Below are 12,052 nucleotides of genomic sequence, written 5' to 3' on the forward strand. Positions count from 1 at the left end.
TCCTGTTATCCACCGACTTTTCCACAAGTGTGGAATCACGCTTTCCTACAGCCGGTGCTGCTGTTTGATGCGGTTTGTCAGCTCTGTGACCTGCGTATACAGGGCGCGGCGCTCGGCCATCTGCGTTTTGATCTTCTTCACCGCGTGCATGACCGTCGTGTGGTCGCGGCCGCCGAAGGCCTGGCCGATCTTCGGCAGCGACAGATCTGTGAGCTCACGGCACAGGTACATGGCGATCTGCCGGGCAGTCGACAGCGTGCGCGAACGGCTGGTGCCCTTGAGATCTTCCAGGGTCAGGCTGAAGTACTGGGCGGTCTGGCCCATGATGTCGAGTGCTGTGATCTCCGGAGTGTCATCCTGCGTGATGAAGTCCTTGAGAACGGTTTCAGCCAGATCGACGTCAATGACCTGATCGTTGAGGTTCGAAAACGCCGTCACGCGAATCAGCGCGCCCTCAAGTTCGCGAATATTCGACGACACGCGAGAGGCGATGTACTCCAGAACGTCATCCGGAACATCGAGGTTCTCCCCCGTTGCCTTATTGCGCAGAATCGCAAAGCGAGTTTCGAGGTCCGGTGGCTGCACATCCGTCAGCAGACCCCACTCGAAGCGCGACCGCAGCCTCTCCTCGAAGCCGCTGAGCAGCTTCGGCGGCTGGTCCGAGGTGATGATGACCTGCTTCTGTTCGTTGTGCAGGGCGTTGAACGTGTGGAAGAACTCTTCGACGGTCGCGTCTTTGCCCTGCAGGAACTGGATGTCGTCAATCATGAGGATGTCGACTTCGCGGTAGCGCTTCTGGAAAGCCGGTCGCAGCGAATTAGACGTGGTCGACGAACCGACCGTGTTGATGAAGTCGTTGACGAACTCCTCCGAGCTGACGTATCGCACCCGCAGGTTGGGGAATAGCTGCATGGAGTAGTGGCCGATGGCGTGCAGCAGGTGGGTTTTGCCCAGTCCGGATTCGCCGTAGATGAACAGCGGGTTGTACGCCTTCGCCGGTGCTTCCGCCACGGCCAGCGCTGCCGCGTGGGCGAACCGGTTCGATGCCCCGATGACGAACGAGTCGAACGTGTACTTCGGGTTGAGATCCGCGGCTCCGCTGGCCGCCGCGGTGAAGCCGCTGTCCTCTTCTTCCGAGGCGGAACTCACGGCGGGTGCCGGTTCTGCCGGTGCCGCATGGTGCGGAACGGAAGGGATCGGGGCGGCTGCCGGGGGCTGGGAGCCGATCGGCGCCCGAGGTGCCGGTGCCGGGGGTGCTGCCGGTGCTGCGGAATCTGTGCTGTCGTCTTCGACAGGTTCGTTGTCACCGGGCAGTTCGAGGTTCTCATCCAGAGCAATCGCAAAGGTTACGGACTTGCCCAGCGCCCGGGAGAATTCTTCTTGCAGGCGGTCCCGAAGGTCGACTTCGAGGGTTTTGCGCGTCAGGTCATTGCGCACCGACAGGACGATCAGTTCGTCACCGACAAGCGCGGTGGGAACCGCGAGTGCAAGGAAGCCCTTGTGACGGGCCTGAATTGCGGGATCGGCCATAAGGGCATTGAGAACCGCTTGCCAGATCTCCTGCAGTCGTGTCTTGTCGCTCATCGACCTTCCCAAGGTTTATCCACACATGTGAAATGAACTCCGAATCAGTCCCCATAGTTTTCCACAGAATGTGGAGCAAATCGATGTCGGGGGCCAAGATATGCACAATCGTGGACAACTTTGTGGATAACTACATGGATGTTATTTGTGGATCCGTCCGTGAACATCGTGTGAACGACTCCGTGAACTACATAAATGTAAGTTCAAAGTTCTCCACGGACGGCTGTGCACATTCCCTGTGATCCGCGACAACGCGCGGATCGTGAGCCCTACACCGGTGCCAACTCGTTTTGACCAAGGTGGGCAGAAGGGGCTAAGCTTGAGCGTCCTGTGTTTGTGGGCCCGTTTGAGTTGTGTGAACTTCCCCTTGGCCTGAAGGCGCAGGAAGCAAGACAGCCCCTGAAGCTTTCACAGGAAGATCTGCGCCAAACGCCTGATCTTCGGGCACAGACTGACCTAGACGGAGAAACAAGTGAGCAAGCGTACTTTCCAGCCCAACAACCGCAAGCGCGCCAAGACCCACGGCTTCCGCGCCCGTATGCGCACGCGTGCAGGCCGTTCTGTCCTCGCCGCTCGTCGCCGCAAGGGCCGCGCAAACCTTTCAGCCTGACGTGCTTCCGGCACGGAACCGCATCCGGCGCCCCGAAGACTTCAAGCGGATCTTCCGCTCAGGAAGAAAAGCGGGCAGCCAGACGCTGGTCGTCCATGCCGACCTCGATACTGCCCACGCCCCGCGCGTGGGCTTTATCGTCTCCAAAGCCGTAGGCAACGCCGTCACCCGCAACCTCGTCAAAAGGCGACTGCGCGCCATCAGCGCCGAACTCATCGACCAGCTGACCGGCGACTACGTCATACGCGCCCACCCCAAGGCAGCGCACTCCGACTACGCAGAGCTCAAAGACAGAGTCCAGACGGCACTGCAGCGCATCCATGCTGACCAAAGACTCTGAGCACACCCCGTCGTCCCTGCCCTCGGTGCCACACGACGGCAGCCGAATCCTGCACGGAATCCGGCTGGCACCTCGTATGCCATTCGTATGGCTCATGAGGCTGTACAGAAAACTCATCTCACCGCTCTACGGCGACAGGTGCAAGTACTACCCGTCGTGTTCGAAATACGCGCTCGACGCCTTTGAAGTCCAGGGTGCAGTCCGCGGCGCCATCGCAACCACGTGGCGCCTGCTGCGATGCAACCCCTTTTCACCCGGCGGCCTCGACTATGTGCCCGGGTCCTTCATGGAGAAGCAATCTCGCACTATGAAGGCCCGATCCGCGAAGGGTGGCACAATAGACACGGCCGACTGACCGCCAAGGAGAACGAAAACTTCATGGACACAATCCTGAAGCCCATTCAGTGGGTTATCGCGTGGATCCTCCGTCTGTTCCACGAGATCTTCACTGCCATCGGCATGCCCGCTGAAAACGGGTGGACGTGGGCAGTTGCGATCATCGCAATGACAATGCTCATTCGCGCGATCCTCATTCCGCTGTTCGTCTACCAGATCAAGGCGCAGCGCAAAATGCAGCTGCTCCAGCCGGACATGCAGCGGCTGCGTGAAAAGTACAAGGGCAAGCGCGACCAGTACTCCCGCCAGCAGATGGCCGAAGAACAGCAGGCCCTGTTCAAGAAGCACGGCACCAACCCGCTGGCCTCCTGCCTGCCGATGCTGGTTCAGATTCCAGTTTTCTTCTCGCTGTTCCGCGTCATCCACAACGTCCCGGACATCGCTGCCGGAAAGATGGGCGCCATCGGCGGCATGACGCAGCAGCTCGCGCAGCAGATGGACAATGCCACCATCTTCGGCATCTACCTGCGCGACACCTTCATGAGCGACGGCCTCGGTGTCAAGGTCCTCACCGCCGTCATGATCATCATCATGGCTGCTACGCAGTTCATTACGCAGAAGCAGATGATGTCCAAGAACATGTCTGCGCAGGCCATGGACAACCCGTTCATGCAGCAGCAGAAGATGCTTCTGTACCTGTTCCCCATCATCTTCGCCGTCGGCGGCATCTACTTCCCGCTTGGTGTGCTCATCTACTGGCTGGCCACCAACACCTGGACGATGGTTCAGCAGTTCATCGTCATCCGCAACATGCCTGCACCCGGTTCCAAGGCTGAAAAGGAAATGCAGGCTCGCTACGCCAAGAAGGGCCGCGCACTGCCGAAGCACATGCAGCCCAAGGCCGAAGAGGAAGCACCGGTCAAGAAGGGCGGCCAGCGCCAACAGCCCATCAGCAAGAATCGTCAGAAGAAGAAGAAAAAGAAGAAGTGAGCGACGATGACTGACTCCACAGAAGACAAGAAGCCCACCCGCGCCGAACTTCTCGAAGAAGAAGGCGACATCGCCGCGGACTACCTCGAAGAGCTCCTCGACATTGTCGACCTCGACGGTGACATCGACATCGACGTCGTTGAAGGCCGCGCACAGGTTGCCATTGTCCCACCGGAAGACGACCCTGAAGTCGACATCCTCGTGGGCCGTGACGGCGACGTTCTCAACTCGCTGCAGGAACTCACCCGCCTCGCCGTGCAGACGGCCACCGGGCAGCGCTCGTGGCTCATGCTCGACATCAATGGGTTCCGCAACCGCCGCCGCGACCAGCTGAAGGAACTGGCCAACAAGAAGATCGACCAGGTCAAGGAAACCGGCGAGTCCGTGGCCCTGAAGCCTATGAACTCCTTTGAACGCAAGGTCATTCATGACCAGGTTGCTCGTGCCGGACTGGTTTCGGAATCCGAAGACGAAGGCCCCAAGCGGCACGTGGTCATCAGCCTGTCATGATCGAACCACTCCCCCAGGCCGCGGCAGAGGTCTTCGGCGACCGTCTGCCGCTGGCCGAGACCTACGCTCAGCACCTGGCCACAACGGGCGTTGAATGGGGCCTCATCGGCCCGCGTGAACTCGATCGGCTGTGGACCCGGCACATCCTCAACTGCGCGGTTGTGAAAGAGCTGCTTGAGCCCGGAGACACGGTCGGCGACGTAGGCTCCGGTGCGGGGCTTCCCGGACTGGCCCTGGCAATTGCGTGCCCCGATGTTTCGTTCACTCTCATTGAAGCAATGGAACGTCGGGTTGATTGGCTCACGATGGTCGTGGATGACCTGGGCATCGACAACGTGCGCATTGTTCGTGCCCGGGCCGAAGAACTCGTGGACATCGAAATTTTCACTGCCGTGACCGCCCGTGCAGTGAAGGCACTCCCCCAGCTCATTGAATGGTGCGCTCCCCTGCTGAGTCCTGAAGGACGTCTTCTTGCCATCAAGGGCGACCGCGCACAGGAAGAGATCTACAAGTCCAAGAAGGCAGTGAAAGCTCACCGTTGCCAGTCCCCCGTCATCAAGCACGTGGGCGAAGGAATCCTAGAACAGCCCACCCGTGTAGTCGAAGTCATTCGCCGCTGAGTGTTCGATTACTGTTCTATTCTTGCGCCGTGATGTTTCACGTGAAACGCGTAGAATAGGCAGTAATCAAAACCCACCGCGCGAATGGAGGGCGAATGCCTATCTTGGATGAGTCGACTCCCCTGGGTGCGGCAATTGCACGCGATAACCGCCGTGCAGCCCGTCTCTCAGAAACGACCTTCCCCAAACCGGACTCAACAAGAATCTTCACCGTCGCCAATCAAAAAGGCGGCGTGGGAAAGACGACGACAGCGGTCAATCTCGCAGCAGCCCTTGCCAAGCAGGGGTTGCAGGTGCTTGTCATCGATTCGGACCCTCAGGGCAATGCAAGTACTGCTCTCAACATTGAGCACTCCACCGACGTTCCCAGCATCTACGACGTCATCATCGACGACATGGCGATGGCGGACACCGTGGCCTACTGCCCCGATTTCGAAACACTTGCCGTAGTTCCTGCAACCATCGACCTTGCGGGTGCTGAAATCGAATTGGTGTCAAAGGTCGCCCGCGAACAGCGATTGTCTGGTGCCCTGCAGGAGTATCTCAAGAAGCGTGAGGATGAAGGTTCTCGCGTTGACTACGTTTTCATTGACTGCCCGCCCAGCCTGGGACTCTTGACTGTCAACGCTTTCGTTGCTGCCAACGAAGTCATCATTCCCATCCAGTGTGAGTACTACGCTCTTGAAGGACTGAGTCAGCTGCTGAACAACATTCGGTTGATTCAGAAGCACCTCAACCCCTCACTGGAACTGACAACAATCCTGCTGACCATGTTCGATGGCCGCACTAACCTCAGCGCTCAGGTAGCTGAAGACGTGCGCAACCACTTCCCCAAGCAGGTCATTAACACCCCTATCCCCCGCTCTGTGCGCGTATCCGAAGCGCCGAGTTATGGACAGACAGTCATCAGCTATGATCCGAATTCTTCTGGAGCGCTGTCGTACCGTGAAGCCGCCGAAGAAATTGCAAACCGAGGAGTAGAGCACAATGAGTGAAGCACCGAAGTCGCGTCGTCGTGGCCTGGGGCGCGGAATCGGCGCGCTCATCCCGGATGTCGTCAGCGACGAACGACCAATTGACGTCTTCTTCACCGGTGAAGGCGAAAAGAAAGAGAATGTTTCACGTGAAACAAAAGTCGATCCCGCTGTAGGAATGAGGCAGTCGCGTACTAAGGCGAAGACTGCGAAGACCAATCCCCGATCAAAGACTGGGGCAAAGTCTGCAACACGTGCCACGAAGTCCCAGTCTACAAACACGAAGAAGAGCACGGCGGCTGGAAAGAAGAATGTTTCACGTGAAACACAACAGGATGTTTCACGTGAAACGGATCTGCAGAACGTTCCCGGTGCAGCATTTGGCCTGATTCCAGTCGAACAGATCGCGCCGAACCCCCGTCAGCCTCGCGATGTCTTTGATGAAGACGCCCTGGCAGAACTGGTTACTTCCATTAAAGAAGTAGGCGTTCTTCAGCCCGTAGTTGTGCGGGTGGTGGATGCGAACAAACCGTCGTACCAGCTGATCATGGGTGAACGCCGGTTCCGCGCATCGCAGGAAGCAGGTCTCAAGGAGATTCCAGCAATCATCCGCGATGTTCGCGACGATGATCTGCTTCGCGATGCACTTCTTGAGAACCTTCACCGAGTTGATCTCAACCCGCTTGAAGAAGCCGCTGCCTATCAGCAGCTTCTTGAAGACTTCAAGTGCACGCAGGACGAGCTGTCGGAGCGCATTGGCCGTTCGCGCCCGCAGATCTCCAACACCCTGCGCCTCCTGAAGCTTCCCGGCTTGGTGCAGCGCCGTGTTGCTGCTGGTGTTCTGTCACAGGGGCACGCCCGTGCTCTGTTGGGGCTGAACGAGGCCGCGCATATGGAAGTTCTGGCACAGCGCATTGTGGCCGAAGGACTGTCTGTTCGTGCAACGGAAGAAGCCGTAGTCCTCATGAACAGGGGAGACGACAAGCCCGTTTCACGTGAAACATCGAAGCCAAACCCTGAACTCGAATCGATTGCTCGGACGATTGGCGACAAACTGGACACTCGAGTCAAGATTTCGATGGGGAAGCGCAAGGGTCGCATCAGCGTTGAATTCGCCGATGAAAAGGACCTGAAGCGCATCATCGACGCACTTGGAATGTAATTCCTTAGAACAAAGGCGATAGAAAAGGCCGGCACCACACGGTGCCGGCCTTTTCTATCGCCTGTAAGCGCTTTTGCGGAGTCTTAGCGCTTTTGCGGAGTCTTAGGAGCGCGAGGCCCACGGGACGTTGCTCAAATCGAGTGTTCCCGTGTCGTAGTCGTTCTGTTCTGTGAGGAAAAGCCGCTGTACTGCAGCGACAATAGCTTCGGCAATGTCTGCCCGGACGTCCGCGTCCTGGAGAAGAGCATGATCGTGCTCATTGCTGGCGTAGCCTGCCAGCACGTAGATCTTCGGTGTGTTCAAAACACGAAGAGATTCCCATGACTTCGCGTGCGATCGGCAGTCCAGCAGGGGAGTGCGCGATGCAATTTCACGTGAAACAAGGTTTGCCAGTTCCCTGCCAACAGGGGAGAAAATCGACGGTGTCTTGGTAGATCCGAAGTAGTACGTGGCAACGCCGTTGGGCAGGGGAGAGGGGCTGTTGTCCTGTGCAATGGAAATCAGCGCTGATGCCCGAAGATCGTCTGCAATCCGAGGGTTGTCATTCGCTGCGTGTACGACAGCGGCACCCATGGCAGTGAGTCGACCGTCAACGCGACGGGCAATGTCGTCGCTGATGCGACGCTCGAACTCAGCCTGTTCGGGGGTGAATTCCTGAGTGGGGAAGTGGCGGTATGACGCAGCTGATTCCAGAACAATGACCTGACCAGCCAGAGACGGGCCGAGGGACTTCACCCGTGCGCGCTCGGTCAGATTGAACAGGTTGCCAACTGCGTGGTCTCGGTGAACGTCGTTGAGAGCCTTGATGGTCTTCGGTCCGACCACGCCGTCGGGGTTCAGGCCCAGTTGCCGCTGGGCACTGCGCACGGCAGAATCCGTAGCGTCTTCGAACCGAAAGTTGATCCGCGCGGTGAGCAGACCGAGGTTTGCAAGACGTTTCTGCAGGTCAGCAACGTCATCACCTACCTGCGGGCGGCTGGGATCATATTTCAGAATGCGGTCGCCCAGGCGGAAGCGAGCCAGCTCGATTTCGTCAAGAGACTCCTTTCCCAGCACTCCGTCGACAACGATCCCGCGATCCTGCTGGAACTGACGTAGACCTGATTCGAACTCATGATCGAATACGGGGTCGTCTGCATCACCCACCTTGTAGCCCAAACGGCTCAGGTGGCCTTTGGTCACCGCGATGATGGGATCGCTGTTCCCGTGCGAAAAAAAGGTGTCCATAAACTCTTCCGATAACGTGCAAGGCGCCCAATGAGTTTACATTGGGCGCCTGAACAGTGATCTGTGAAGATCAGCCGATGAATTCGGCGAGCTCTTCTTCAAGCGCCGGCTTAGGCCGGGCACCGACGATCTCCTTGACGACTTTGCCGTCCTTGAAGACATACATGGCGGGAATGCCCGTGATGCCATACTCGGCGGCGGTCTTCATGTTGTCGTCCGTGTTGAGTTTGACGACCTTGAGTTTGTCGGCGTTCTCTTCGCCGATCTGGTCGACAATCGGGCCAACCTGGCGGCAGGGGCCGCACCACGGGGCCCAGAAGTCGACGAGGACGGGTTTGTCGTGCTTGAGGACTTCCGCCTCGAAATCGGCGTCAGTGACTTCTTGAGACATGATTACTCCTTATCGGCGCGGTCGGCCAGATACTTTTCAGCGTCGAGGGCTGCTGCACAGCCCGATCCGGCTGCTGTGACGGCCTGACGGTACACCGAGTCTACGACGTCGCCGGCAGCGAAGACACCTTCGATGCTGGTGCGCGACGACCGTCCGTCGACCTTGATGTAGCCGTTGTCGTGCAGGTCGAGCTGATCCTTGAACAGGGTTGTGCGGGGGTCGGAGCCGATTGCGATGAACAGGCCGGTGACGTCGAGTGCGGACTCCGAACCGTCAACGGTGCTGCGCACGGTGACTCCCGTGAGCTTGTCGTCGCCGTGCACTGCGGAGACTTCGGCGTCGAGCAGGAATTCGATCTTGGGGTCGCTTTCGGCACGCTTGACCATTGCGTGCGATGCGCTGAAGCCCTGACGGCGGTGGATGAGGGTGACCTTCGAAGCGAAGCGCGACAGGAAGGTTGCTTCCTCCATTGCGGAATCGCCGCCGCCAACCACCGCGATGTGCTGGTCCTTGAAGAAGAAGCCATCGCAGGTTGCACACCAGCTGACGCCCTTGCCGGTGAGTGCCTTTTCGTTGTCCAGGCCCAGTTCGCGGTAAGCCGAACCAGTCGCGAGGATGACGGCCTCAGTTGTGAACTCTTCGCCCATTTCGGTGGTCAGGCGGTGTGCGCCGGGGGAGAAGTCGATGGTCTTGACATCGTCGTACATGACTTCCGCTCCAAAGCGCTCAGCCTGCTGACGCATGTTCTCCATGAGATCGGGGCCGAGGATACCCTCGGGGAAGCCGGGGAAGTTCTCGACGTCAGTGGTGTTCATCAGTTCACCGCCGGCGGTGACTGAGCCGGCGATGATGAGCGGTTCAAATCCGGCGCGGGCGGCATAGACGCCGGCGGTGTATCCGGCTGGTCCGGAGCCCACGATGATGAGCTTCTTATTGGTCACGGGTGTTCTCCTTGGAAGCGCTGCTCCGGCTTAGCTGCCGGCGGTTATCTTCTTTTGGGTCAACGATGGTGTTTGGGGTGTTATTCCTGTGCTGTGGAGTACCGCCTGCGAGGCCGGTCTCAGTTTTCTTCTGCGTAGGCGGTGATGCGGCTGAAGGCCGCCCTGGAATTGCCTTCGTAGGTGGGCAGTTCGGTGATCCACACGTAGAAGCTGTCGGCTTCGACGGGTTTGTCGAATTCGACTTCGGTCTTCTTGCCGAATTCGCCGGTGCCGATGGTTTTGGCGTCTTCGGGGTCGTCGCCCACCCGGATTTCGTAGGAACCGCCCTTGGCTTTGGAGTCGAGTACGACCTTGGTGAGCTTCTGTTCGCCTTCCAGAGTCAGTTCGAGGCCGAGGCCGTCTTTGAGTCCGCCGAATTCGGGCGTGTTGTAGCGGTCGGAGGTCCATTCGCCCTTCTTTTTGAGGACGTTCTTGGCTGCCGCGTTGTTTTCCGTTCCATCGCCTTGCGGGTCGAGTGGTTTGGCCTTGGTGATCTTCACCTTGACCGGTTCAGCTGCTTCCTGCGTTTCGGCGGGTGCCGGTGTGCTGGTTTCGGGTGCCGGCTGTGGGGTCGCAGTGTCGGTGTCGCCGCCGCCGGCCTGATACATCCAGATGATTGCGATCACCAGCACGATGATGCCGGCGGTGATGAGCGCGAGTGCCGTGTAGACCGGTCCGCGCCCCTTCTTTGAACGCTTGGTTTGGCTGTTCTGGGCTTTCTCAGCTGCCGAGGTGCCGGCTGCGGAACCGCTGGCAGTGCTGCGGACTGCGGCACTGCTGGCCGCAGCACCAGCTACCGCCGAGGTGCCGCCGGCTGCCGCGGCGCCGGCTCCTGCCGCTGTGCGTTTGGTTTGGTTGGGTGCCGGTGTGGCCGCTGGGGCGCTTTTGACGATGGGTGCCTGCGGTCGCGCTTCAGCCGGCTGCTGGGCCGGCTGGTTGTCTGTCGCCTGGGCGCGTTCTGCTGCCTGTGCTTCTTCGGCGCGCTGGCGGGCGTGTTCGCGCAGGCGGCGTTCGTGATCGTATTCGGCGCGCTGACGCGCGTATTCCTGTTCGCGGGTTTGGAACATTCCACCCAGGAACCATGAACCGTCGCCGTCGTCCGCGGCGGGTTCTTCGGGTTCGTGGACGATGGGCATGGCCTGCGTGGTGGGGTCTGATTCGTCACGGCGCATGATGGGCGCGGTGAGGTTGGGATCGTGCGCGCTGACGGTGCTTGGCGTCGAGTCTTCGGCGGTCCATTCGGGTTTGCCGCTCAGCTGGTCGGGCGACAGCGGGAAGCGGGTGGCTTTCGCCATTTTCATGCGGTCGTCATAGGGGGTGACGCCGCTTCCGCTGACGCCGGCGGCGGCGCCGGAAACTCCGGGGCGCACAAGCCCGATGCGGGCCCAGGCGTTGGCCATCTGGGCGTCGGATGCGCTGGCTTCCGGTGCGACTTCGTCGGGTTCTGGGTGTGTGGGGCCGGCGCTTTCGGCGAACAGTTCGCTTTCTGTGCGGGACAGCTGCGGCAGTTCGGTCAGAAGGCCTGTGTCCCATTCGCCCAGGTAGCGAACGATTTCGCTGGGGGAGCGGGGGCCGGGGTCGGTGCCGCCGACAACCCCGGAGAGGAATACTTCGAGGTCATCGGAAAGGTCGTTCGTGAAAGCGCCGACGGGTGTGATGCGGCGGTTTTTGCGTCCGGCTGCGGGAAGGCCGGCCCGGCCGTGGTCGTCGGGCCAGTGGCCGGTGATTGCGGCGTAGAAGATGTTGATGATGTCCAGGGCGTCACGGCGGGCAGCGCGGCTGGACGTGAGCATGTCGATTTCGAGGCCTTCGACGGCGTCGGCGACTGCCGCGTCAATGCCGACTCCGCGGATGATGACTTCGCCTTCGGGGGTGACCGCAACGGATTCGGGGCCGAGCATCAGGTGGTGCAGGCCGCGTTTGTCGGCATGGGTGAGTGCTGTGGCGACTTCGCCGACGACGGCTGTTGCCTGGTCGACCGTGAGGGGTCCGCCCGCGAGCATTTTCGACAGCGGGGTGCCGCCGGTGCGTTCGCACACGATGTACACGAGGTCGTCCTGCATGCCGACATCTGTGATGGCGGGGATGCGCGGATCAGCCAGCAGGGCGGCGCGGTTGGCGGTGCTGAAGAGGCCGGCCGCGGTGTCTTCACGGGCGGTGTAGACGATGACGGGGGTGTCGAGGACAGCGTCGAGGCCGAGGTTGACCTGGCCTGCTTCTGGGTGGTCGGGAAGCCAGGGTCGGAGCACTTCAGATATGACGTAGCGGTCGGCGATGACTGTGCCGCGGTCTGCGCTTGTCAGCTGTCCCACCTCCCGTGTGTTCTGT

13 protein-coding genes are annotated in these 12,052 nt (G+C 59.9%); 8 read left to right on the forward strand and 5 right to left on the reverse strand.

Going from position 1 to position 12,052, the window contains the following annotated elements; translation table 11 throughout:
* Positions 1 to 45 precede the first annotated feature (45 nt).
* The gene (gene dnaA / locus Bravens_RS09535) at positions 46 to 1,584 is read right to left on the reverse strand and encodes a chromosomal replication initiator protein DnaA (RefSeq protein ID WP_062022830.1); all 1,539 of its coding nucleotides are present in this window, start codon (positions 1,582 to 1,584) and stop codon (positions 46 to 48) included.
* 472 nt (positions 1,585 to 2,056) lie between these two features.
* Between dnaA and rpmH the strand changes: the two genes are divergently transcribed.
* From rpmH to Bravens_RS09570, 8 genes are all read left to right on the forward strand, one after another.
* The gene (rpmH, locus tag Bravens_RS10485) at positions 2,057 to 2,194 is read left to right on the forward strand and encodes a 50S ribosomal protein L34 (protein WP_081499682.1); all 138 of its coding nucleotides are present in this window, start codon (positions 2,057 to 2,059) and stop codon (positions 2,192 to 2,194) included.
* A 1-nt stretch (position 2,195) separates the two neighbouring features.
* Positions 2,196 to 2,534, forward strand: coding sequence for a ribonuclease P protein component (gene rnpA / locus Bravens_RS09540; RefSeq protein ID WP_061944961.1), 339 nt, complete (start codon positions 2,196 to 2,198; stop codon positions 2,532 to 2,534).
* Positions 2,515 to 2,889, forward strand: a complete 375-nt coding sequence (gene yidD / locus Bravens_RS09545) for a membrane protein insertion efficiency factor YidD (protein WP_061944485.1) — start codon at positions 2,515 to 2,517, stop codon at positions 2,887 to 2,889. The genes rnpA and yidD overlap by 20 nt, the downstream gene beginning before the upstream one ends.
* 23 nt (positions 2,890 to 2,912) lie before the next feature.
* Positions 2,913 to 3,860, forward strand: coding sequence for a membrane protein insertase YidC (yidC, locus tag Bravens_RS09550; RefSeq protein ID WP_061944488.1), 948 nt, complete (start codon positions 2,913 to 2,915; stop codon positions 3,858 to 3,860).
* A 6-nt stretch (positions 3,861 to 3,866) separates the two neighbouring features.
* Entirely contained in the window at positions 3,867 to 4,370 is a 504-nt protein-coding gene (locus Bravens_RS09555) for a Jag family protein (protein WP_062022833.1), read from the forward strand.
* On the forward strand, positions 4,367 to 4,990 hold the full coding sequence (gene rsmG / locus Bravens_RS09560) for a 16S rRNA (guanine(527)-N(7))-methyltransferase RsmG (protein WP_062022835.1): 624 nt from the start codon (positions 4,367 to 4,369) through the stop codon (positions 4,988 to 4,990). The genes Bravens_RS09555 and rsmG overlap by 4 nt, the downstream gene beginning before the upstream one ends.
* Before the next feature lie 95 nt (positions 4,991 to 5,085).
* Positions 5,086 to 5,985, forward strand: coding sequence for a ParA family protein (locus tag Bravens_RS09565; RefSeq protein WP_062022839.1), 900 nt, complete (start codon positions 5,086 to 5,088; stop codon positions 5,983 to 5,985).
* Complete coding sequence (locus Bravens_RS09570) at positions 5,978 to 7,126, forward strand: ParB/RepB/Spo0J family partition protein (RefSeq protein WP_062022842.1); 1,149 nt, start codon at positions 5,978 to 5,980, stop codon at positions 7,124 to 7,126. The genes Bravens_RS09565 and Bravens_RS09570 overlap by 8 nt, the downstream gene beginning before the upstream one ends.
* Before the next feature lie 102 nt (positions 7,127 to 7,228).
* On the opposite strand, the gene Bravens_RS09575 is transcribed toward Bravens_RS09570, so the two are convergent.
* The 4 genes from Bravens_RS09575 to Bravens_RS09590 form a co-directional block, all read right to left on the reverse strand.
* Positions 7,229 to 8,353 carry an N-acetylmuramoyl-L-alanine amidase gene (locus Bravens_RS09575; RefSeq protein ID WP_062022844.1) on the reverse strand — a complete coding sequence of 375 codons (1,125 nt, stop codon included), beginning with the start codon at positions 8,351 to 8,353 and terminating at the stop codon, positions 7,229 to 7,231.
* A gap of 70 nt (positions 8,354 to 8,423) precedes the next feature.
* The gene (trxA, locus tag Bravens_RS09580; RefSeq protein WP_019174225.1) at positions 8,424 to 8,744 is read right to left on the reverse strand and encodes a thioredoxin; all 321 of its coding nucleotides are present in this window, start codon (positions 8,742 to 8,744) and stop codon (positions 8,424 to 8,426) included.
* 2 nt (positions 8,745 to 8,746) lie between these two features.
* On the reverse strand, positions 8,747 to 9,685 hold the full coding sequence (gene trxB, locus Bravens_RS09585; protein WP_062022847.1) for a thioredoxin-disulfide reductase: 939 nt from the start codon (positions 9,683 to 9,685) through the stop codon (positions 8,747 to 8,749).
* A gap of 119 nt (positions 9,686 to 9,804) precedes the next feature.
* Positions 9,805 to 12,036 carry a hypothetical protein gene (locus tag Bravens_RS09590; protein WP_062022850.1) on the reverse strand — a complete coding sequence of 744 codons (2,232 nt, stop codon included), beginning with the start codon at positions 12,034 to 12,036 and terminating at the stop codon, positions 9,805 to 9,807.
* Positions 12,037 to 12,052 lie beyond the last annotated feature (16 nt).

It is taken from the genome of Brevibacterium ravenspurgense, assembly GCF_001584615.1.
GTDB classification, from domain to species: Bacteria; Actinomycetota; Actinomycetes; order Actinomycetales; family Brevibacteriaceae; genus Brevibacterium; species Brevibacterium ravenspurgense.